This is a genomic window from Mycobacterium sp. 1245801.1, assembly GCF_001673055.1.
Classification (GTDB): Bacteria; Actinomycetota; Actinomycetes; order Mycobacteriales; family Mycobacteriaceae; genus Mycobacterium; species Mycobacterium europaeum_A.
This window is the reverse complement of record NZ_LZKY01000303.1, coordinates 1-21644: the sequence shown is the minus strand read 5'-3', so window position 1 is coordinate 21644 and position 21644 is coordinate 1. Positions and strand designations below refer to the sequence as shown.

The window sequence follows — 21644 nt, the reverse complement described above, 5'->3', positions numbered from 1 at the left end:
TCAGCTTCCCAACTCGATCGGGGCGCCCACCAGGGAGCCGTATTCCGTCCAACTGCCGTCGTAGTTCTTCACATTCCGATGCCCGAGCAATTCATAAAGAACGAACCAGGTGTGCGACGACCGCTCGCCGATGCGGCAGTAGGCGATCGTTTCCTTCTCCCCGTCCAGGCCGGCGTCGGCGTAGAGCTTGGCCAGCTCCTCGTCGGACTTGAAGGTGCCGTCCTCGTTCGCGGCCTTGCTCCACGGCACGTTGATGGCGCCGGGAATGTGACCGGGCCGCTGGCTTTGCTCCTGCGGCAGGTGCGCGGGCGCCAGGATCTTGCCGGAGAACTCGTCCGGGGAGCGCACGTCGACCAGGTTCTTGACGTTGATGGCCGCGATGACGTCGTCGCGGAACGCCCGGATGCTGTTGTCCGGGGCGGCGGCCGTGTACGACGTCGCCGGCCTGCTGACGGGCTCGTTGGTCAGCGCGCGACCGTCGAGCTCCCACTTCTTGCGGCCGCCGTCGAGCAGCTTGACCTTGTCGTGCCCGTACAGCTTGAAATACCAGTAGGCGTAGGCGGCGAACCAGTTGTTGTTGCCGCCGTAGAGGATCACCGTGTCGTCATTGGAGATGCCGCGCTCGCTGAGCAGCTTGGAGAACTGCTGGGCGTCGACGAAGTCGCGTTTGACCGGGTCCTGCAGATCGGAACGCCAGTCCAGCTTGATCGCGCCGGGGATGTGGCCGGCGTCGTAAGCGCTGGTGTCTTCGTCGACTTCGACGAAGACGACGCCTGAGGCGTCGAGATTGCTCTCAGCCCAGTCGGTGGAGACCAGGACGTCGGAGCGTGCCATGGAGTGGATCCTTTCAATCGCTTGTGTTACAGCAGGTCAGGTGGGACGCGCGGGGCGCCGGAAGCGGGCGACCAGCGGGTAGAGCTGGCAGCCCAGGCAGATGCCGAAGGCCGCGTTGAGGAACGCGGCGGCCAGAGCGGCCGCGGTGGCGATGACGCCGACCGGGACGGCGCCGGCGGCGAATCCGGCGACGCCCAGCACGGCAAAGATCAGGCCGACGAGTTGGGCGAACTTCAGCGGTGGGGTCGGTTCGCGGTCCTGCACCGGCCCCAGCCGGGGCGCGACGACGGCGGCGAAGATCCGGCCGTATGGATGCTTGCGCGGCCCCCCGACCGCGCCGATCGCGAAGATGACGGCCTGAACGGCCAGGATCACCGCCGCGGCCGCAGCGCTGGCCGCCGAGACGGCGAGCGCCAGTACCAGGACTGCGGTGGTGACCCAAGCGGCGAATCGTGGCCCGCGCACGTCGACCAGGTCGGGCTGCGCGGTGGTGTTGCTGCTCGGCAAGGTAGGAACTCCTCGATACCCCTATTGCTGACGGAAACGAATGGAGACGTGCCACGGTGTGTATCCCGGGCCGCTCCGAGTGCTACGCAGAACGCGGCTACTCAGCAGCAACAGCAACAACAACAGCCCGCGGTGCGGCACAGTTCAACTGCGCGACGCTGGATGAGCATGGGCTCGAGGCGGGCTGACACGTCGGTCAGCTTACCCAATGACACCGCGGTCAAGCCAACAGCGGTTTCAGCGCGGACCGCAGGTCCGCGGCGTTGGGCACTCCGGAGGTGCGGTAGCGCTGCCGGCCCTCAGCGTCGAAGATCAACGTCGTGGGCAGGGACAGGACCGAATAGCGGCGTGCGGTCTCGGGGTTTGCATCCAGGTCGATCTCGACGTGGGCCACGCCGTCCAGGTCGCCGCAGACCTGCTCCACGACCCGGCGGACCCGATCGCACGGCCCGCACCACGGCGCGCTGAAATGCACCACGGTCGGGCCGCTGCGGGATAGCCCCAGCGCCGCGATGTCGGCGTCGGCGTCGGCGTCCGGCTTGGCGTCGATTTCCCGGATGGTTCCGGAGCGACGGGTCAGCAACCAGCCGGCGAGGCTTGCCGCCGCGAGCACCGCGACGATCACGACAACTGCGGTCATGACTGTTTAAACCCCGCGAGGCTCACGGTTACTCCGCGGGTGATGCCCTCGATGATGACGTCGGATCCGCGGGCCCCCTCGGTGGTCGGCGCGACGCCGAAGGGCAGCCGCTGATCGGGCAGCCGGCCGCTGAACGCATGCAGCACCGCGTCCCGCTTGTCCGCCGGCACCGTCTGGTTGGCGGTGTCGGATCCGGTCAGCACGCCGGTCGGGGTGAAGACCAGCGTCGCCGGGTCGTCCGGGGCGATGGAGAGGTCGACCGAGACGCTGACGCGCCGATCGAAGCCCGCCGATTTGGGTGTCCCGGTGAACACCAGACCGTGGCTGTCCGAGATGCCCGACGCGGTGACGCCGCCGGTGGAGGTGTTGGTCTCCTTGGGCGGCGCCTCCACCATCAGGTCGCTGATGCCCATGAACCGGCCCAGGTGCGTCGAGTCGACGATGATGCGGCTCTCCAGCTTGCCCACCGCGAGCTTCGCGTCCGGGCCGATCAGCCACGACGCCTGCGCCAGGTCCACCGAGTACATCGTGGCTTCCAGCGTGGCCCGGCCGGTCATCGTGTGGTCGATGGCGTTGGCCTTGATCTCCACCTGGCTGTAGTTGCCGCGCATCGCCTGGGGAAGGAAGGGAAACGCCACGATGGCCACGAACGGGTCGGTGCCCAGCCTGGCCGCCTTGCGAACGCTGGACGACAGCCGGTATTCGGCGTAGATGCTGGTCCCGTAATCGACGCCGATCGCGCCGAGGGCGACTACCGCGACCAGGATCGCCGTCGCGGTCAGAGCAATCAGCACCTTGCGCACCCGCATATTGTGGCGCAACGCCCCCGAGCGGGTGGCCGGCGGACCGGTCGTGGCGGGGCTCACACTGGCCCATCTACCACGCGAAAAAAGCAGGTGACACGTTATCGTTAGATGACCTGGTAACTAACGCTTAATGGCGTTGTGAATTTGGGAGATGCCGTTCCCCCGAGCTGGAGGGGCTAGTTGGAGCTACTACTGCTGACCGCGGAGCTGCATCCCGACCCGGTCCTGCCGTCGTTGTCCCTGCTTCCGCACACCGTCCGGACGGCGCCGCCAGAGCCCTCTTCGTTGCTCGAAGCCGGGACCGCGGATGCGGTGATCGTCGACGCGCGCACGGACCTGTCGTCGGCGCGCGGGCTGTGCCGCTTGCTGAGCACGGCCGGCCGGTCGGTTCCGGTGCTGGCCGTGGTCACCGAGGGCGGGCTGGTGGCGGTCAGCTCCGATTGGGGTCTGGACGAGATCCTGCTGCCCACCACCGGGCCGGCCGAGGTCGACGCGCGGCTGCGGCTGGTGGTCGGCCGTCGCGGCGGGCTCGCGGACCAGGAGAGCGCCGGCAAGGTCAGCCTCGGCGAGTTGGTGATCGACGAAGGCACCTACACCGCCCGGCTGCGGGGCCGCCCGCTGGATCTGACCTACAAAGAATTCGAACTGCTCAAGTACCTGGCGCAGCATGCCGGGCGGGTGTTCACCCGCGCGCAGCTGCTGCACGAGGTGTGGGGCTACGACTTCTTCGGCGGCACCCGCACCGTCGATGTGCACGTGCGTCGCCTGCGGGCCAAACTCGGCCCCGAGTACGAGGCGCTGATCGGCACCGTGCGCAACGTGGGTTACAAGGCCGTCCGCCCGGCGCGGGGCCGCACGCCGGTCGCCGAGCCCGAGGACGCCGACGGCGCCGAATCCGAAGCCGAATCGCAGGACGTCCAAGATCCGCTGGTCGATCCGTTGCATACGCCGCAGTGACCTCGCCCGACTGGCGTCGCACGCTGACCGTCGAAGAGCAGCAGGGCGTACGCGAACTCGTCAGCGCGGCAACGGAATACGACGGAGTTGCGCCCGTGGGCGAACAGGTGCTACGCGAGCTCGGGCATGACCGCACCGAGCATCTGCTGATCAGTGGATCCGCCGACGCGATCGTCGGCTATCTCAACCTGAGCCCGGCGCGCGACGGAGAAACCGGCATGGCCGAACTCGTGGTGCACCCGCAGGCGCGCCGGCGCGGTATCGGGTCCACGCTGGCGCGCGCGGCATTGGCCAAAACCGGTGCGGGCAACCGGTTCTGGGCGCATGGCACGCTGGAACCGGCCCGCGCGACCGCATCCGCGCTCGGCCTGACCCCGGTGCGGGAACTGATGCAGATGCGGCGCTCGTTGCGCGATCTGCCCGACACCGTGCCGGCGGTGCCCGGGGTGGAAATCCGCTCCTACGCGGGCCCCTCGGACGACGCCGAGCTGCTGCGGGTCAACAACGCCGCGTTCGCCTATCACCCCGAGCAGGGCGGCTGGACCGACGTCGAGCTGGCAGAGCGGCGGGACGAACCGTGGTTCGACCCGGCGGGCCTTTTTCTCGCGTTCGGCGACGCCCGAAGTGATCGGCCCGGCACGCTGCTGGGCTTCCACTGGACGAAGGTGCACCTCGATCGGCCCGGCCTGGGCGAGGTGTACGTCGTGGGCGTCGATCCGTCGGCACAGGGCCGCGGACTGGGCCAGGCGCTGACCTCCGTCGGCATCGAATGGCTGGCGCGGCGCCTGGCCGACACGGAAAGTTCAGCCGACCCCACCGTGATGCTGTACGTGGAGTCGGACAACGTCGCCGCGGTGCGCACCTATGAGCGCTTGGGCTTCACCACCCATAGCGTCGACACCGCATACGCGGTCGTACCGGCGGCCAACTGACCGCGGGTACGAGCGCCGACGGCCCGGATCGTTAATCTGGTCCTGGTTGCCCAGACGTTGCTGTGGCCGGCGTCGGCGCATAGTTTGGCCGTCGCCTGGCAACCTCACATAAGAATGGCCAGCGACACCCACGTGCGCCCGCAACGCATCAAGAAAGCGAGATCGGTGAGGCTCGACAGGCAGGGCAGGGCGCTGGCCGCCGTGGCGCTGGCGACGGCGCTCGGTGCCGGAGCGCTGACCGCCTGCGGTAGCGATGAGAACCGCCGCGGTGCCACCCCGCCCAGCGTCTCCGGCGTCACCGGAACGCCGCCGTGCGACGGAAAGAACAAGCTGACGGCGGAGGGCTCGACCGCCCAAGAGAACGCGATCACGGTGTTCAACCAGGTGTGGGGCCAGTACTGCCCGGGCAAGGCCCTGGCCTACAACCCGACCGGATCCGGTGCGGGCCGTGAGCAATTCATCGCCGGGCACGTCGACTTCGCGGGCGCGGATTCACCCTTGGTCGCCGACCAGATCGGCCCGGCGGCGAAACGCTGCGACGGGAATCCGGCGTGGGATCTGCCGCTGGTCTTCGGTCCGATCGGGATCGTCTACAACCTGCCCGGAAATCCGGGGCTGGTGATCAACAGTGACGCGCTGGCCAAGATCTTCACCGGCAGGATCACCAGCTGGAACGACCCGATCCTGGTGGCCCTCAATCCGGGCACGGCGCTGCCCGACACCAAGATCACGCCGATCTACCGGACCGACTCGTCGGGAACCACGGACAACGTTCAGAAGTATCTGACCGCGGCCGCACCGCAGAGCTGGTCCAAAGGGGTCGGCACCGAATTCCAGGGCGGGGTCGGGGAGGGCGCCGCGAAGTCGGCCGGCGTCATCCAGGCGGTGCGGGCCACCCCGGGCGCCATCGGATACGTCGAGAAGGGCTTCGCCGACCAGGCTCGCATGCCCTACGCCAAAATCGCCACCCGCGGCGGCGTCATTCCGCTGACCAACGACACGGCGGGAAACGCCGTCAAGGCGGCCAAATTCCTCGCCGAGGGCCATGACCTGGTGCTCGACCTCAACGCCATGTACGGCTCCGAGGAGCCGGGTGTCTATCCGTTGCTGCTGGTCACCTACGAGATCGTCTGCTCGAAGGGCTACGACCCCCAGACCTCCGCGGCCATCAAATCGTTCCTCGCCATCGCCGCCGGTAGCGGGCAGGGCGAACTGGCGAGGGCCGGGTACGTGCCGCTGCCCGATAAGGTCAGGGAACGACTGGTTACGGCGATCGATGCGCTGCAGTAGCCAAGTGGATCGGGTTTCGAGGAGCGACAGCAGGACTGTGACGGGATCACAGTGACGGGGTTTTCCGGGGTGAATCCCAATGACGCGGGTTCGGGTGCGGTCGTCGCCGCGCCGTTTCCGGAGTCGCAGGCGACGCCGATCAGCCCCTGGGGCGAGGGCCGGCCCCACGTGGGGGACCGGATTTTCCGCTGGCTGGCGCAGTCGTCGGGCGTGCTCATCATCGTGGTCATCGCCGCGATCGCGGCCTTTTTGCTCGGGCGCGCGATACCGGCGCTGCACCGCAATCGGGAGAACTTCTTCAGCTACGGCGGCACCTGGTCCACCACGGACACCTCGGCGATGCACTTCGGCATCGCCAGCCTGGTGCCGGTCACGGTGTTCGTCTCGCTGTTCGCGTTGATCCTGGCCATGCCGGTCGCGCTGGGCGTGGCCATCTTCATCACGCAGTACGCGCCGCGGCGGGTCGCCACCCCGCTGGCCTACTCGGTCGACCTGCTGGCCGCGGTCCCGTCGATCATCTACGGCGCGTGGGGTCTGTACGTGTTGGCGCCGCAGCTGCGCCCCCTCGCCACCTGGCTCAATCGCTCGCTGGGTTGGTGTTTTCTGTTCGCCAACGGCAACGCGTCGCCGGCCGGTGGCGGCACCATCTTCACCGGCGGGATCGTCCTGGCGGTGATGATCCTGCCGATCATCACCGCGGTCACGCGCGAGGTGTTCGTCCAGACGCCGCAAGACCAGATCGAGGCCGCGCTGGCGCTCGGTGCCACCCGTTGGGAGGTGGTCAAGACGGTCACGCTGCCGTTCGGGCGGTCGGGCTACGTCAGTGGCTCGATGCTGGGACTGGGCCGCGCCCTGGGTGAGACCGTGGCGCTGCTGATCATCCTGCGCGGCACCCAGTCGGCGTTCGGCTGGTCGCTGTTCGACGGCGGCTCCACCTTCGCGACCAAGATCGCCGGCGCGGCGGCCGAATTCGACGACCGATACAAGGCCGGCGCTTACATCGCCGCGGGCCTGACCCTATTCGTACTCACCTTCGTGGTCGACGCCCTGGCGCGGGGCACCGTCGCCGGGGCGGCGCGAAAGGGGGCGCAATGACCTCGATGTTGGACCGCCCGCTCAAACCGCGGACCTTCTCGCCGGTCAGCCGGCGCCGCCGTATCGCGAATACCATTGCGACGCTTCTGGTTTCACTGTCGCTGCTGGTGGCCGTGACCCCGCTGGTGATGGTGTTGTGGTCGGTGGTCGCCAAGGGACTCAAGACCATTGCGTCGACCACGTGGTGGTCGCACTCGCAAGCGGGGATGACGGCATTCGTCTCCGGTGGCGGCGCCTACCACGCGCTGGTCGGCACCGTGCTGCAGGGATTGATCTGCGCCGCCATCTCAGTCCCGATCGGGTTGATGGTCGCGATCTATCTCGTCGAGTACGGCGGCGGGACCCCGCTGGGAAGATTGGCCTCGTTCATGGTGGACATCCTCAGCGGTGTGCCGTCAATCGTTGCCGCGCTGTTCATCTACGCGTTGTGCGTGGCGACACTGGGGCTGTCGCGGTCGGAGTTCGCGGTGTCGCTGGCGCTGGTCTTGCTGATGCTCCCGGTGATCGTGCGCGCCACCGAGGAGATGCTGCGGATCGTGCCGGTGGATCTCCGCGAGGCCAGTTACGCGCTGGGCATCACCAAGTGGAAAACCATTGCCCGGGTGGTCATCCCCACCGGGCTGTCGGGCATCGTCACCGGGATACTGCTGGCGATGGCCAGGGTGATGGGGGAGACGGCGCCGCTGCTTATCCTCGTGGGGTACGCGCAGTCGATGAACTTCGACATATTCAGCGGGTTCATGGGGACATTGCCCGGCATGATGTTCAACCAGACGTCGGCCGGTGCGGGCCTGAACCCCATCCCCACGGATCGGTTGTGGGGCGCCGCATTAACCCTCATCCTGGTGATCGCCATCATCAATATCGCGGCCCGAGTGATAGCGAAATTCCTGGGCGCCAGGAAGTCATAGGCAGGAGCACTAAGTGGCCAAACGGTTGGACCTCAAGGGCGTCAACATCTATTACGGATCGTTTCACGCGGTCTCGGATGTGACGCTGTCGGTTCTGCCCCGCAGCGTGACCGCGTTCATCGGGCCCTCGGGGTGCGGCAAGACGACGGTGTTGCGCACGCTCAACCGCATGCACGAGGTGGTGCCCGGTGGACGGGTCGAGGGCAGCGTGCTGCTCGACGACGAAGACATCTACGGCGCCGGCGTCGACCCGGTCGGCGTACGCCGGGCCATCGGGATGGTGTTCCAGCGGCCAAACCCGTTCCCCGCCATGTCGATTCGCGACAACGTGGTCGCCGGCCTGCGGCTGCAGGGGGTCCGCAACCGCAAGGTGCTCGATGAGACGGCCGAGTATTCGCTACGCGGGGCGAACCTGTGGGACGAGGTCAAGAACCGGTTGGACAGGCCAGGAGGAGGACTGTCGGGCGGGCAGCAGCAGCGCCTGTGCATCGCGCGGGCCATCGCCGTGCAACCCGACGTGCTGCTGATGGACGAGCCGTGTTCGGCGCTGGACCCCATCTCGACGATGGCCATCGAAGAGCTGATCAGCGAACTGAAGCAGGACTACACCATCGTCATCGTCACCCACAACATGCAGCAGGCGGCGCGGGTCAGTGACTACACGGCGTTCTTCAACCTGGAAGCGGTCGGAAAACCGGGGCGGCTGATCGAAGTCGACGACACCGAGAAGATCTTCTCCAACCCGAGCCAGAAGGCCACCGAGGACTACATCTCGGGCCGCTTCGGCTAGCCCGATCGTTACTGCGACGCGGATTTCGCTTCTTCCTCGGGCAGCCTGCCGGTCGCCTGGAAGATGACCCGCCGGGCCACCTCGACGGCGTGGTCGGCGAAGCGCTCGTAGAACCTGCCCAGCAGCGTCACGTCGACGGCCGCGGCGACGCCGTGTTTCCATTCACGGTCCATCAGCACCGAGAACAGGTGCCGGTGCAGATCGTCCATGGCGTCGTCTTCTTCGCGGATCCGGGCGGCCTTCTCCGGGTCGCGGGACAACACGACCTCCTGGGCGCTGTTGCCCAATTCGACTGCGATGCTGCCCATTTCGGCGAAGTAGCCGTTGACCTCCTCGGGCAGGGCGTGCTGGGGATGGCGACGACGGGCGATCTTGGCGACGTGCAGCGCCAGCGCGCCCATCCGGTCGATGTCCGCCACCATCTGAATGGCACTCACGATGGCCCTCAGGTCACCGGCGACCGGTGCCTGTAATGCCAGTAGTACGAAGGCGCTTTCCTCGGCGCGCGCGCTGAGCGCGGCGATGGCTTCGTGATCGGAGATGACTTGTTCGGCTAGCACCAAGTCGGCCTGCAGCAGAGCCTGGGTGGCCCGCTCCATGGCGATTCCTGCCAAGCCGCACATCTCGCCGAGGCGCTCGGATAACTCCGAGAGTTGCTCGTGGTAGGCGGTCCGCATATCAACAAGGGTACGGTCTGTCCGCCCGAAACGGACAGCGCAGCGCCGTCAAAAGCGGTTACTCGCAGGTGGTGTCGGCCGCGTTGGTGACGGTCAGGTCCTCGGGCAGCTTGACCGGAGCATTGCTCGACCCGCGTTCGATTTGCAGATTCATCGACGAGCCGCTGGGCGACGGAGTGCTGACCGACTTGAAGTCGGGGCCCAGCACCACCTGCACCACCTGCCCGTAGCCCGAGACCCGCTGCACCTTCGCGTTGGTCAACGAGGACGCGACGGTGGCGGCGGCCTCCTCGTTGCCGGGCGAGAACAGCACCGTCGTCGCGCTCACCGAACTCGGGTAATCGTCGGGTGACATCACGTTGAAGCCGTCCCGCTTGAGCTGGGTGGTCGCGGTGGCGGCCAGACCGCTCTGCGTGGTCGCGTTGGACACCCGCACCGTCACGCCGCTGGGCGAGGTCGTGGTGATCAGCTCGTGTTGGGCCTCGGGCGCCGGCGCCGGCGACTTCTTGGTGGTGGGCGCCTTCGAGGGCCGCGTCGTCGGGGAGGCGCTCAAATTCTGTGCGTTCTGGTCGTTTTCTTCGGGCAGCGGATCGTCGTTGATGATGGCATCGAACAGTGCCCGCATGTCGGCCATCCGCGGCGGCTCGTCGCCGTTCTGGTCGGTGACACCGGTCGGGACGGTGACGAAGGTGACGTGCCCGGCCGCGATGCCCTGCAGCGACTGCCCCAGTTGGACCAGGTCCTTGGACTGGACGTTGTCGACGACGGTGTTGCCGATGATCATGTTGACCACGTTGTTGAGCTTGTTGAGGTCGAGCAGGGTGTCCGCGGAGATCAGCGACCGCAGCAGCGACGACACGAACAGTTGCTGGCGTTTGATGCGGCCGTAGTCGCCGTTGACTTCGGTGGTGACCTGGCGGGCGCGCACGTAGTTCAACGCGGTCGAACCGTCGAGAACCTGCCGGCCACCGTGTTCGAGGACGGTGCCGAGCTCGTAGTCGTGCAGCGGGGTGCTCGAGCAGACCTCGACGCCGCCCAGGGCATCGACCATTTTCGCGAAACCGGCGAAATCGACGGCGATGAAGTGGTTGATGCTCAAGCCGGACAGTTTCTGGATCTCCTTGACCAGGCACTTGGGGCCGCCGAAGGCGAAGGCGGAGTTCAGCTTGGTCTCGGTGTAGATCGTCTTCGGCCCGTAGGTCTTGGTCTTCGGGTCGTAGAGGGGCCCGTACTTGCCGGTGTCGGGATTCCACGCCTCGCACTGCATCGGGGTGATGGCCAGGTCGCGGGGGAACGACACGGCCACCACGCGTTTCCGGTTGGCCGGAATGTTGACCAGCATCACCGAGTCCGACCGTTCTCCGTCGGCGTCGTCGGTGGTGCCGGCGCCCATGTTGCCGTTGTCACCCGTGCGGGAGTCGAGGCCGACGATCAAGAAGTCCTCGTCGCCGTACTGGCCGCCCGGGTCGCGGATGTCGCTGGAGTTCCGGTCGAGCGCGGCGACGTTGTTGAGCCGGGCGTTCTTCGACGCGCTCCATTGCCACGCCCCACCGGTCATGGCCAGCGCCAGCACGGCGGCCAGGGCCGCCGTCGACCGCGCCGCCAGCAACAGCGGACGGCGCCGCCGCCTGGGCTCCGCGGTCTCGATGAATTCTGGGGCCTCGCCGTCGTCCGCGTCGTCGTCGTTGGGATATTCGGCGGCCTCGAGGGCTCGAAGCTCGGCGACCGTGTCCAGGGAGTAGGCCAGGTCGTCGATCACCTGCGTTGTCTGCAGCTCGATCGGCAGGCCCGGCTCGTCCCCGCTCGGCTCGGGCTCCGGATCCTCGGGAGCGGCGCGGTGGTGAACGGGCCGGTCGGGGGCGCCGATCTTGGCGATCAGGTCCGCGACGCTGACGCCGCCCCCGGCGTGAGATCCACCCCCGTCGGTGTCGTCCACGGGCGCCTCGACGGGCTCGATGCCGGTGTCGGGCTGCCACCGGTGCAGGCTGTCGTCGGCCGGTGGTTGGAAGAATCGCTCCCAGGGCGCGGCGCCCAACGGCGCCGGGTCCGGCGCGATCGGGCGGGCGTGCGCCCCGCCCGGGCCATGCCGACCATTACGAGTGGCGTCGTTCTCGGCGTCACTCATGTCCTACCGGCCTCCGAAGCTCTGATGCAGACGTCAGCGTGTGCGTGCGTAGTGTCAGCGCAGCGCCGGGTTGTGAGCGCTGCTGCTGGTGCCAACCATTTTTTGCCGCCCTCGTGCAGTGGCACGAACCCATCCGCTACCCGAGCGCATGCAACAAAGCCCACATGCTACTGAGTTATCGGTCCGGACGCGATCTCGAGTCGGTCGATTCAGCCCCCGGAGTGCATGACGTCGGCGCCCGCCGGGACCGTGCAGTCGTCCGGGTCGGTCAGCCACCCTTCCGGCAGCACTACCCGCGCCGGTGAGCCCTGCCGGCCGCGCGGGCCCGTCGCCTCGTCCGGGAACGGCACCGTGCCGTCCAGCCGGTCGAGCAGACGGTCCAGCTCGTCGAGCGTCTTGACCATCGCTAGCGCCCGGCGCAGCTCGGAGCCGGCCGGGAAGCCGTGTAAATACCAGCCGATGTGCTTGCGGATGTCGCGCATGCCCTTGTCCTCGCCGAAGTGCGCGGCCAGCAGCTGCCCGTGCCGTCGCACGATGTCGGCGACCTCGCCCAGCGTGGGCGGCGTGGGCGGCGCGCTGCCGGTGAAGGCGGCCGACAGCTCGGCGAAAAGCCACGGCCGGCCCAGGCAGCCGCGGCCGATGACGACGCCGTCGCAGCCGGTGCTGGCCATCATCGTCAGCGCATCGCTGGCGTCATAAATGTCGCCGTTGCCGAGCACCGGGATCGTCTGCACATGCTGTTTGAGCCGGGCGATCTCGTCCCAGTCGGCGGTCCCGGAGTAACGCTGCGCCGCCGTGCGGGCATGCAGCGCGACGGCGGCCGCCCCTTCGGCTTCCGCGATGCGGCCGGCATCGAGGTGCGTGTGGTGCTCATCGTCGATGCCGATGCGGAACTTGACGGTCACCGGTATGTCGGTGCCCTCGGTGCCGCGCACCGCCGCGGCGACGATCTGGCCGAACAGTCGCCGCTTGTACGGCAGCGCCGATCCGCCGCCGCGCTTGGTCACCTTGGGCACCGGGCAGCCGAAATTCATGTCGATGTGATCGGCCAAGCCCTCGTCGGCGATCATCTTGGCGGCGGCGTAGGTGGTGGCGGGGTCGACGGTGTAGAGCTGCAGCGACCGCGGCGACTCGTCGGGGGCGAACGTGGTCATGTGCAGCGTGGCGGGATGACGCTCCACAAGCGCACGCGCCGTGACCATTTCGCAGACGTAGAGCCCGCTGACGGTGCCAACCTTGGCAAGCTCTAGTTCGCGACACAGCGTCCGGAAAGCGACGTTGGTCACGCCCGCCATCGGAGCCAGGACCACCGGGCTGGCGAGCGCGATGGATCCGATGCGCACCGCTTGGTTACCGCCGGCTCATGGTCAGCGTGCCCGCGGTCTTGTGCAGCTCGAACGCGGTGGTCCGCTTGCCCGTGCGGGCTTCCCGCTCGAGCTGACGTTGCTTGGAAATCTCGAACTTCTCGCAGGTCGCCTCGAGTTCCTTGATCAGCAGCGCGAGATCGTCGCGCATGGCGGCCGCCTCGCCGGTGAAGTCCTCGCGCTCGAAGATGCGCCATTTCTTCAGCACCGGCATGACCACGTCGTCGAGGTGGATGCGCGGGTCGTACACGCCGCCGACGGCGATGGCGACGGCCTTGCGGCGGAACTCGGGCACCTGGTAGCCGGGCATCTGGAAGTTGCGCAGCACCTTGTGCAGCGACCTCATCGCCTGGTTGGGCGCGGCGGCGAACCCGGCGTCGCTGACGTCCCGGTAGAAGATCATGTGCAGGTTCTCGTCGGCCGAGATCTTGGCCAGCAACTGATCGGCGATGGTCTCGTTGCAGGCCCTGCCCGTGTTGCGGTGCGAGATCCGGGTGGCCAGCTCCTGGAACGTCACGTAGATGACCGAGTCGAAGAGGCTCTCGGCAAACAGATCGGCGCGAACCTGGTGGTTCTGGCCGGGGCTGAAGCCGCGGTTCACCACCTCGATGCGCAGCTTCTCCAGTTCCACGGGGTCGACCGCGCGGGTCACCACCAGGTAGTCGCGCAGCGCGATGCCGTGCCGGTTCTCCTCGGCGGTCCAGCGGTTGACCCACTGGCCCCACGCGTTGTCCAGGCCGAAGTTCATCGCGATCTCGCGGTGATAGGACGGCAGGTTGTCTTCGGTCATCAGGTTCTGCACCATCGCGATCTGGGCGACGTCTGACAACTTCGACTGACCGGGCTCCCAATCCTGCCCACCGAGCGCGTAGTAGTTCTTGCCGTCCGACCACGGGATGTAGTCGTGCGGGTTCCAGTTCTTGTGCATGCTCTCGTGCCGGTTCAGGTATTTCTCGACGAACGGCTCGAGCTCGTGCAGCAGCTGTAGGTTTGTCAGCTCCGCTGACATAGGGCCTCCAGTTATCTGTGTCGATGGGTAGCAGTCAATATATCTGTGTACTTCAGTAGCATCAAGTTCCTCGTCCGGCGCGCCAGGTGACGTTTTGATGCCGGTTTCGAGGTCCGGTTCGGTAGGTCTAGTTGTACGGCTTGCCGATGCGGCGGAATTGAAAACGCGTCACTGCGACTTGCCGAGCTCGTTGGCCGGGACGTAGGGCGCGGCGCTGATATAGAGCATGTTGATGCAGTAATCGATGAACTGCGTGCGGCTGGCACCCAGCTGCCCATGCAGGTAGGCGGTGAACAGGCTCGACAGCCCACCCACCAGGCTGGTCGCGATCATCTTCTGCAGCACGGCGTCGCCGATGCGGGACAGCTTGCGCTGCAGCAGGTCGATGAAATTGGGCATCCACTCGGCCCCGGAGCGGGTGAGCACCGGCTCGACCGCCGGCGCCAGCAACAGCACGCGTCCGCGGACCGGGTCGTCGACCATCAGCTCGACGAATCGCTCGACGGCCTCGCGCGGGGTCGTCGCCGAGGTCAATGTGTCCATCGCGCGCGTGCACACATCGTCGTAGACCGCGCGCACGAATTCGTCACGGTCGGCGAAGCTTTCGTAGAAGTAGCGCTCAGTCAGCGCGGCCGCGCGGCAAACCGCGCGCACGGTCAGCGCCGGCCCACCGGGGCTGCCCAGCAACTGCACCCCGGCGCTGATGAGGTTGTCCCGGCGAAGCGCGAGACGGCTCTCCAAGGGGACGCCGGTCCAGCGTCCCCGTCGTTGACCCGTCTGCACATCGCTCCTAAGCTCTAAATTGACAACGGTTGTAGTCAGATTTTCACGATACCTACAGGGATCCAATAGTGACTCAAGATACGTCCGCATCGCGCCCTCTGACCAGCGACGTAGCGCGCAGCGACGGGACCGGTACCGCTGAGCAGTCGGTTTCGAGCGACTCGCCCGACGGCGTCGCGGGGGGCTGCCCGGTATCGCCGGCGGGATACGACTCGCCACCCGCACCGCTGGGACCCGATTCGCTGACCTGGCGGTACTTCGGTGACTGGCGGGGCATGCTGCAGGGCCCCTGGGCGGGATCGATGCAGAACATGCACCCGCAACTGGGCGCGGCGGTCATCGACCACTCCACCTTCTTTCGCGAGCGCTGGCCGCGCCTGCTGCGCTCGCTCTATCCCATCGGGGGTGTCGTCTTCGACGGGGACCGCGCGCCCGTCACCGGCGCCGAGGTCCGCGACTATCACACCGACATCAAGGGGGTCGACGAACAGGGCCGGCGCTACCACGCGTTGAACCCCGACGTCTTCTACTGGGCGCACTCCACCTTCTTCATGGGCACCATCCACGTCGCCGAGCGATTCTGCGGCGGAATCACCGAGGAGCAGAAGCGCCAGCTGTTCGACGAACACGTCGAGTGGTACCGCATGTACGGCATGAGCATGCGGCCGGTGCCGAAGTCGTGGGAAGAGTTCCAGGTCTATTGGGACCACATGTGCCGCAACGTGCTGGAGAGCAACTGGGCGGCGCGGGCCGTGCTCGACCTGACCGAGTTACCGAAACCCCCTTTCGCGCAATGGATTCCGGACGCGCTATGGGCGGCCCAGCGCAAACTGCTGGCGCCGTTTTTCGTCTGGGTGACGGTCGGCCTGTACGACCCGCCGGTGCGCGAGCTGATGGGCTACCGGTGGTCGGCCCGCGACGAATGGTTGCACCGGCGCTTCGGCGACCTCGTTCGCGGGGTGTTCGCCCTGGTGCCGAGCAGGTACCGCAAGCACCCACGGGCGCGCGCCGGTCTGGACCGCGCCAGCGGGCGGATCCCCCTCGATACGCCGCTGGTGCAGACGCCGGCGCGCAATCTGCCGCCCGAAGACGAGCGCAGCAACCCCAAGCACTACTGCCCGATGGTCTCCTGAGCCGCTTGGGCGATGGACGCGCTACGCGTGGGCGTGACCGTGGACCTCTTCCAGGCCCGCCTGGTGCACGTGCGCGTGGGTGTGTTCGGTCCCGTCGGCGTGAGCGTGTGAGTGTTCGTGCTCGACGTGCTCGTGCTCGTGGGTGGTGTGCGCGTGGGCGTGGGTGACGTCGCCGTGCTGGTGTTCGTGCGCGTGCGGCGCGTCGTGAGTGTGCTGTTCGCTCATCGCTGTTCCCTCCTTGGGTGAAATGCCTTGTGGCTGCTGCCCGCTCAGCGTGCGGCGCTGTGCCGCCGCTTTGGGGACTCGGCGGCGGCCGTCAGTCCGCCGTCGCCGCGGTGGTGACCGGGGACGCCGGGGCCGGCGTGCTCGGCGTTGAACACCGCATCGATGACGAGTTGACGGACGTGGTCGTTTTCCAGGCTGTAAAAAATCGTCGTGCCCTCCCGGCGGGTGCGGACCAGGCGGGCCATCCGCAGCTTCGCGAGGTGCTGGGAAACCGACGGCGCCGGCTTGCCCACGTGCTCGGCGAGTTCGTTGACCGACATCTCGTGGTCGGTCAACGACCAAAGCACCTGCACGCGCGTGGCGTCGGCGAGCATCCGGAAAACCTCGACGACCAGGCTGGCCTGGTCGTCCGGCAGCCGGCCTTTGCCATTATCTGCATGCATACGCAAATACTAGCGAAGCACGGTCGGGCTGCCAAGGACACGGTTCAGCAGGACGGGACGACCGTCGCCCGCCGTCCGCCGTTGCGCTCGTTCCAGAACCGGTAGACCTCGACGGCGTCGTCGTTGGGCTCGTAGCGCATCGGCAGGCGGCGCCGGTCCCATTGCTTCGCGAATTCGTCGTAGAACGTGGACAATTCGAAATACTTGCGGTCGTCCACGTAGTACTGCTCGTAGGTCTCACGGGTGGTCAGGAAAACCACTTCTTTGGGTGAGCAGTAGTACAGCGAGCCCAGGCACATCGGGCACGGGTGGGCGAGCACGTAGATGGTGGCATCGACGAGGTGCTCGGTGCCCATCTTCATGCAGGCCTCGCGGATGGCGAGGATTTCCGCATGCGCGGTGGGGTCATTGGTCTGGGCCACCTTGTTGGCGCTCTCGGCGAGCACGTCGCCGTCCTGGACAATCACCGTCGCGAAGGGGCGGCCCCCGTCTGCCACGTTTCGGCGCGCCAGGTCGATCGTCCGCTGTGCGAAATCGGTCACGGGCCCTCCTGAAACGGGAGCAGATAGCTCGCAGAGTAGTCCCGCACGGCGGAATCCGAGCCTGTGATACTAACTAGATTGTCTATCTTTTTCCGGACCCGGTTTCAAAGGGGGCACCATGGCGCGCGCCGAGCGTGATCGATGGGATCTGGCGACCAGTGTCGGGGCGACGGCGACCATGGTGGCCGCGCAGCGGGCCCTGTCCTCGGACGCGAAGTTGATCGACGACCCCTACGCCGCGCCGCTGGTTCGGGCGGTCGGTATCGACGTCTATGTCCGGTTGGTGAACGGCGAAATCGCGCCCGGCGGCAACACGGAGTTCGATCCGCAGCGAATGGCGCGCGGGATGGCCTGCCGGACCCGGTTCTACGACCAATTCTTTCTGGACGCCACCCGCAGCGGCATCGGCCAGGTGGTGATCCTCGCGTCGGGGCTAGATTCCCGGGCCTACCGGCTGCCCTGGCCGACGGGCACCGTCGTCTACGAGGTCGACATGCCGGAGGTGATCGAGTTCAAGACCTTGACGCTGAGTGACCTGGGGGCCGAGCCGACGGCCGAGCGTCGCACCGTGGGCATCGATCTGCGCGACGACTGGGCCTCGGCCCTGCAGGCGGCCGGATTCGATCCGCAGGCACCCTCGGCATGGAGCGCCGAGGGTCTGGTGGTTTACCTGCCCGACGACGCCCAGGACGCGTTGTTCGACAACGTCACCGACCTGAGTGCCCCCGGCAGCCACCTCGCCTTCGAATTCGTGCCTGACACTGCGGTTTTCGCGGACCCGCGGTGGCGCGCGCACCACGACCGGATGAGCGAACTCGGGTTCGAAATCGACTTCAACGATCTCGTGTACCACGGCCAGCGCAGCCACATCGTCGACCACCTGGGCCGGCGCGGCTGGCAGACCTCGTCACAGAGCATCGCGGAGTTGCATGCGGCCAACGGGTTTGTCTACGCCGACGACGACGTCGCCGCGGCCTTCGCCGATGTCACCTACAGCAGCGCGGTGCTCGGGCGATGATTGCGGTGCGCGCAGCTGGGCCGTGCGCGTTGTGGTGCCCCCACCAGGGCTCGAACCTGGGACCTGCGGATTAAAAGTCCGTAGCTCTACCAACTGAGCTATAGGGGCCGCGAAGATTCAGGATACTTGGACCGAAAACGAGGCTCGTTTGAGGATTGGGCACACCGTGACCTAAGCTGACGTGGCTCCCAACGAAACCACGTTGCGAGTACCCCGGAGTGATTCGGTTCTGGCCCCCATCGTCTAGTGGCCTAGGACGCCGCCCTTTCACGGCGGTAGCACGGGTTCGAATCCCGTTGGGGGTACGCGACGCGGTGACGCGGAGCAGCAGCAAGGCCCTGTGGCGCAGTTGGTTAGCGCGCCGCCCTGTCACGGCGGAGGTCGCGGGTTCGAGTCCCGTCAGGGTCGCCAAGCGCGGCGAGGCACTCGCTGCCTTCCGGCCAGGTAGCTCAGTCGGTACGAGCGTCCGCCTGAAAAGCGGAAGGTCGGCGGTTCGATCCCGCCCCTGGCCACCACGGATATGCGACTTCTCGATGTTGCGCGGCGTCAAACCACGTAGGGCGCAATCAGAGTGGTCGCGCCCAACACCACCAGCCCGATCAGGAACGCCACGATCGTGAACCCCATTACCTGACGGACATTCAGTTTCGCGATCGCGAGCAGCGGCAGCAACCAGAACGGCTGGATCATGTTCGCCACCCCCTCGCCGACGGCGACCGCCATGGACATCAGCCCGAGGTAGGCCGGCGAGGTCTGACCGACCGCCCGCGCCGAATCCACCGCGATCGGGCCCTGCACGGCCCAGTGCCCGCCGCCGGACGGCACGAACAGGCTGATGATCAGCGAGCCGATGAAGGTCAGGAACGGCAGCGTGTACTCCGTCGCGCCGCTCACCAGCCCGTGGGCCAGCAGCGTCTGCAGGGGCACGGCCTTGCCGCCGGCGTGCGCGGGCGCATACCCGAGCAGAGCAACCAGACCCCCGTAGAGCGGGTACTGCAGCAACAGCGGACCGGACACCTTGGCGGCGCCGGTGAAGGCCCGGATGAACCGGATCGGCGTGCGGTGCAGCAACGCACTGGTGATCGTGAACAACATGATCATCGACGAGATGTTCAGCGCAAAACCGCTGAGGCAGAAGTAGGCAACGCCCGCGGCGAACACGAGGACGTTGAGAATCCACTGGTTTTCCAGCCATTCGGCGAACGATCGCTTGCCCTCGGCCTTGGCCTCGGACCGGCTCTCCTCCTCGAACACCGCGGGATCGGGCGCCAGGCGCTGCGTTGGCTGCATGCGCCAGATCGCAAGCGCGAGCAGCGCCAGCACGACGAGCACCGACAGCCAGCTGTAGGGCTCGAAGATCGTCAGCTTGAGCGGCACCGTGGCCCCAGTCATCTTGTGAATGACGTTGATTGGGCTGCCGTCGTCCGTGTTCGCCAGCGCGATCGACGACGACAGTCCCTGCGTCCAGACGATGAAGCCCATGAACGCCGCCGCGATGAGGTAGCCGAAATGTGTGTCGGTGCAGCGCTTCGCGACCTGGCGGGCGATCAGCGCGCCCGCGACCAGCCCGAGCCCCCAGTTCAGCAGCGACAGTGCGGCGCTCACGCCGAAACAGAGCAGGGCGCCCTGCACCTGGTTGCGCGGCTTGCTCGCGATGTGGACGATGGCCCGTTTCAGCACCGGCGCCTCGGCAAGCGTGTAGCCGGTCACCAGGATGAGGACCATCTGGAAGGCGAAGGTGAAGATGTTCTGCGATCCCCACACGCCGCCGTACCACGCCCTGAGCATGCCGCCCGCCGAGGCGCCCTTGACCAAGAGCGCCACCAGCGCGGCGACGATGACGGTGAGGATGACCGCGAACAGGTAGGGGTCGGGCATCAGCCGTTCGACGTATCGGACACAGAGCGCGGTGAAAGCCTGGATGACGCCGCGCCGTCCGGGTTCGGGTTCTTCTCCTGACGCGGTTGGCCGTTCGGCCTCGGGTGCCTCGGTTGCGGCCTTGGGTTCTTCGCTCGTCGTCATCGACCTGCCCTCGCGTTCTCTGGCCAGCTCGCGTTCGACCGCGCGCATTGGCTGATCGTAATGGCGGAACCGATGAGGTCTGAACCTGACGGCAGATGTCGTGGCTATGAACTGTCCGTGGCCACCACGTTGCGATCCGGGGCGACGGCGTGCCCGGGCAGACGACGGCCGGCGCCTGCGGCTACTTGAGCATGCTTCCGGCGTCGACGGTGACCGGAAGCCCTGTGATGTAACGCGATTCGTCGGATGCCAGGAACAGCACCGCGTTGCTGATGTCCACCGGCTCGACCCAGCCGACGGGCAGCACGTGCATGAACTGCGCGGCGACCTTGAGGTCGTCCGGGCCGGGTGCCTCCAGATCCGGCCGGAACAGCTTCATCGTCCCCTCGTTCATGAACATCGGCGTGTTCACGTTGGTCGGGTGAACGGAGTTCACCCGGATGAAGTGCTGGCCGAGTTCCACGGCGAAGGCTCGCATCAAGCCGACGACGCCGTGTTTTGCGGCGATGTAGTGGCCGGTGTGCGGGTAGGCCTTCAGGCCGCCGACCGAGCTGGTCAGGATGATCGATCCGCCCTGGCCCTGCGAAATCAGATGCGGCACACCAGTTTTGACAGTCTTCCAGACGCCGGAGAGGTTGACGTCGATCATGTCTCGCCAGTCGTCTTCACTGGTCTTGTCCAAAGTCTGTCCGCCGTTGCCGATTCCGGCGTTCGCGCAGATGATGTCCAGGCGGCCGAGCTGTTCGACTCCGCTGTCCACCACGGCCTTCAGGGCGTCGTAGTCGCGCACGTCGACCTCGGCGGTCACGATGCGCCGGTCGAGGCCCTTGATCAGGTCGGCGGTCTCGGCCAGGTCGTCGGGCGTCGAGGGTGGGATCTCGCTGCTGCTGCTGATCGGTGCGCAGATGTCGACGGCGATGATGTCGGCGCCCTCCTGCGCCAGCCGCACCGCGTGGCTGCGGCCCTGGCCCCGAGCGGCGCCGGTGATCAACGCGACCTTGCCCTCAACTCTTCCGCCCATGACTGCACCTCACTGATCCGGGAGCCCGGGACGACGTGGCCCGGCGCGTACCTGTCCGTCGACTTTCGATTTTGTCGATCGATCAGGAAGGGTGGCACCATTTGGCCGCAGTGTCAACACTCGCGGGTGCGACCGTGCGATCGGGTGTCACGCCACGGACGCGGTCGGTGCCGCTGTGGCGGAAGCGTCGGGCAGTCCTAGCGAGTCGGCGCCGCGGGCGCTTTGAGCAAGCGCATCCGGCGTTCGACGAAGGCGCGTAACTCGTCGTGGCCCTGGGTGACGCCGACGGCGTTCTCGTTGCACAGGCTGCGCGCCACCTGCGCGATCAGCATCGAAATCGCCACCGGGGGATATTCCTCGAGGTCGATCTGGTTGGCGCGCAGCACCATCGTCACAGCGGCCGTCTCGATGTCGCGGACCCGCTCGGCATAGGCCTTGAGTTCGGCGCCAATTGCCTTGCGGTGGTTGGCCAATGCCATGAACTCTGCGTTCAGCGTGGTGACCGCGGAGTCGAACAGCT

23 protein-coding genes, 4 tRNA genes and 1 pseudogene are annotated in these 21644 nt (G+C 67.0%); 11 read left to right on the top strand and 17 right to left on the bottom strand.

The genetic code is table 11. The features are described from left to right. From A5622_RS19430 to lmeA, 5 genes are all read right to left on the bottom strand, one after another. On the bottom strand, positions 1-834 hold the full coding sequence (locus A5622_RS19430; protein WP_066865526.1) for a sulfurtransferase: 834 nt from the start codon (positions 832-834) through the stop codon (positions 1-3). 36 nt (positions 835-870) lie between these two features. Next, on the bottom strand, positions 871-1341 hold the full coding sequence (locus A5622_RS19425) for a DUF4395 domain-containing protein (RefSeq protein ID WP_066865529.1): 471 nt from the start codon (positions 1339-1341) through the stop codon (positions 871-873). 101 nt (positions 1342-1442) lie between these two features. After that, the gene (locus tag A5622_RS30845; RefSeq protein ID WP_369806966.1) at positions 1443-1532 is read right to left on the bottom strand and encodes a putative leader peptide; all 90 of its coding nucleotides are present in this window, start codon (positions 1530-1532) and stop codon (positions 1443-1445) included. 29 nt (positions 1533-1561) lie between these two features. After that, positions 1562-1981, bottom strand: coding sequence for a thioredoxin family protein (locus A5622_RS19420; RefSeq protein ID WP_066880632.1), 420 nt, complete (start codon positions 1979-1981; stop codon positions 1562-1564). Next, entirely contained in the window at positions 1978-2790 is an 813-nt protein-coding gene (lmeA, locus tag A5622_RS19415; protein ID WP_066880629.1) for a mannan chain length control protein LmeA, read from the bottom strand. The genes A5622_RS19420 and lmeA overlap by 4 nt, the downstream gene beginning before the upstream one ends. A gap of 177 nt (positions 2791-2967) precedes the next feature. Here lmeA and A5622_RS19410 point away from each other — a divergent pair, with 177 nt between their 5' ends. The 6 genes from A5622_RS19410 (at position 2968) to pstB (ending at position 8762) form a co-directional block, all read left to right on the top strand. Beyond that, the gene (locus A5622_RS19410; RefSeq protein ID WP_066865540.1) at positions 2968-3744 is read left to right on the top strand and encodes a response regulator transcription factor; all 777 of its coding nucleotides are present in this window, start codon (positions 2968-2970) and stop codon (positions 3742-3744) included. Next, positions 3741-4676, top strand: a complete 936-nt coding sequence (gene mshD, locus A5622_RS19405) for a mycothiol synthase (RefSeq protein WP_066880627.1) — start codon at positions 3741-3743, stop codon at positions 4674-4676. Before A5622_RS19410 ends, mshD begins: the two co-directional genes overlap by 4 nt. A 165-nt stretch (positions 4677-4841) precedes the next feature. Next, positions 4842-5966, top strand: coding sequence for a phosphate ABC transporter substrate-binding protein PstS (pstS, locus tag A5622_RS19400; protein WP_066865852.1), 1125 nt, complete (start codon positions 4842-4844; stop codon positions 5964-5966). Positions 5967-6017: 51 nt separating this feature from the next. Then, positions 6018-7061, top strand: a complete 1044-nt coding sequence (pstC, locus tag A5622_RS19395) for a phosphate ABC transporter permease subunit PstC (RefSeq protein WP_066865546.1) — start codon at positions 6018-6020, stop codon at positions 7059-7061. Then, complete coding sequence (gene pstA / locus A5622_RS19390; RefSeq protein WP_066880625.1) at positions 7058-7972, top strand: phosphate ABC transporter permease PstA; 915 nt, start codon at positions 7058-7060, stop codon at positions 7970-7972. Before pstC ends, pstA begins: the two co-directional genes overlap by 4 nt. A 13-nt stretch (positions 7973-7985) precedes the next feature. After that, a complete protein-coding gene (gene pstB / locus A5622_RS19385; RefSeq protein ID WP_066865555.1) occupies positions 7986-8762 on the top strand; it encodes a phosphate ABC transporter ATP-binding protein PstB in 777 nt (258 codons plus the stop codon). A gap of 8 nt (positions 8763-8770) precedes the next feature. On the opposite strand, the gene phoU is transcribed toward pstB, so the two are convergent. The 5 genes from phoU to A5622_RS19360 form a co-directional block, all read right to left on the bottom strand. Continuing rightward, on the bottom strand, positions 8771-9439 hold the full coding sequence (gene phoU / locus A5622_RS19380; protein WP_064951288.1) for a phosphate signaling complex protein PhoU: 669 nt from the start codon (positions 9437-9439) through the stop codon (positions 8771-8773). 58 nt (positions 9440-9497) lie between these two features. Next, positions 9498-11564: an LCP family protein gene (locus A5622_RS19375; protein WP_066880623.1), complete on the bottom strand. Its 2067-nt coding sequence runs from the start codon at positions 11562-11564 to the stop codon at positions 9498-9500. Between the two features lie 209 nt (positions 11565-11773). Then, positions 11774-12907: a tRNA dihydrouridine synthase DusB gene (dusB, locus tag A5622_RS19370; protein WP_066865560.1), complete on the bottom strand. Its 1134-nt coding sequence runs from the start codon at positions 12905-12907 to the stop codon at positions 11774-11776. A 7-nt stretch (positions 12908-12914) separates the two neighbouring features. Further along, positions 12915-13937 carry an acyl-ACP desaturase gene (locus A5622_RS19365; RefSeq protein WP_066865563.1) on the bottom strand — a complete coding sequence of 341 codons (1023 nt, stop codon included), beginning with the start codon at positions 13935-13937 and terminating at the stop codon, positions 12915-12917. A 168-nt stretch (positions 13938-14105) separates the two neighbouring features. Then, a complete protein-coding gene (locus A5622_RS19360; protein WP_156748973.1) occupies positions 14106-14720 on the bottom strand; it encodes a TetR/AcrR family transcriptional regulator in 615 nt (204 codons plus the stop codon). A 68-nt stretch (positions 14721-14788) separates the two neighbouring features. Here A5622_RS19360 and A5622_RS19355 point away from each other — a divergent pair, with 68 nt between their 5' ends. Continuing rightward, positions 14789-15853 (top strand): oxygenase MpaB family protein, encoded by a 1065-nt coding sequence (locus A5622_RS19355; RefSeq protein WP_066880621.1) that lies wholly within the window; start codon positions 14789-14791, stop codon positions 15851-15853. Between the two features lie 21 nt (positions 15854-15874). Here the strand turns inward: A5622_RS19355 and A5622_RS19350 are convergent, their stop codons facing one another. Genes A5622_RS19350 through A5622_RS19340 form a run of 3 tightly spaced genes read right to left on the bottom strand, consistent with a single transcriptional unit; the run spans position 15875 to position 17063 of the window. Beyond that, positions 15875-16078: a zinc transporter Slc39a7 gene (locus tag A5622_RS19350; protein WP_066865572.1), complete on the bottom strand. Its 204-nt coding sequence runs from the start codon at positions 16076-16078 to the stop codon at positions 15875-15877. 44 nt (positions 16079-16122) lie between these two features. Further along, positions 16123-16521: a metalloregulator ArsR/SmtB family transcription factor gene (locus tag A5622_RS19345; RefSeq protein ID WP_066880619.1), complete on the bottom strand. Its 399-nt coding sequence runs from the start codon at positions 16519-16521 to the stop codon at positions 16123-16125. Positions 16522-16565: 44 nt separating this feature from the next. Beyond that, positions 16566-17063 (bottom strand): nucleoside deaminase, encoded by a 498-nt coding sequence (locus tag A5622_RS19340; RefSeq protein ID WP_066880617.1) that lies wholly within the window; start codon positions 17061-17063, stop codon positions 16566-16568. Positions 17064-17181: 118 nt separating this feature from the next. Here A5622_RS19340 and A5622_RS19335 point away from each other — a divergent pair, with 118 nt between their 5' ends. Then, the gene (locus A5622_RS19335; protein ID WP_066880614.1) at positions 17182-18081 is read left to right on the top strand and encodes a class I SAM-dependent methyltransferase; all 900 of its coding nucleotides are present in this window, start codon (positions 17182-17184) and stop codon (positions 18079-18081) included. A gap of 32 nt (positions 18082-18113) precedes the next feature. Here A5622_RS19335 and A5622_RS19330 read toward each other — a convergent pair. After that, positions 18114-18189, bottom strand: a tRNA-Lys gene (locus A5622_RS19330). Between the two features lie 124 nt (positions 18190-18313). On the opposite strand from A5622_RS19330, the gene A5622_RS19325 reads away from it, so the two are divergent. The 3 genes from A5622_RS19325 to A5622_RS19315 all read left to right on the top strand — a co-directional run bounded on the left by A5622_RS19325 (position 18314) and on the right by A5622_RS19315 (position 18596). After that, a tRNA-Glu gene (locus A5622_RS19325) sits at positions 18314-18386 on the top strand. A gap of 29 nt (positions 18387-18415) precedes the next feature. Then, positions 18416-18492: transfer RNA gene (locus tag A5622_RS19320), tRNA-Asp, on the top strand. A 27-nt stretch (positions 18493-18519) separates the two neighbouring features. Continuing rightward, positions 18520-18596 (top strand) — tRNA-Phe (locus tag A5622_RS19315). 31 nt (positions 18597-18627) lie between these two features. Here A5622_RS19315 and A5622_RS19310 read toward each other — a convergent pair. From A5622_RS19310 to A5622_RS19300, 3 genes and pseudogenes are all read right to left on the bottom strand, one after another. Continuing rightward, positions 18628-20004 carry a TIGR00366 family protein gene (locus A5622_RS19310; protein WP_066880653.1) on the bottom strand — a complete coding sequence of 459 codons (1377 nt, stop codon included), beginning with the start codon at positions 20002-20004 and terminating at the stop codon, positions 18628-18630. Between the two features lie 280 nt (positions 20005-20284). After that, complete coding sequence (locus A5622_RS19305) at positions 20285-21124, bottom strand: mycofactocin-coupled SDR family oxidoreductase (RefSeq protein WP_066880612.1); 840 nt, start codon at positions 21122-21124, stop codon at positions 20285-20287. 197 nt (positions 21125-21321) lie between these two features. After that, a pseudogene (locus tag A5622_RS19300) lies at positions 21322-21644 on the bottom strand (TetR/AcrR family transcriptional regulator); the annotation flags it as partial.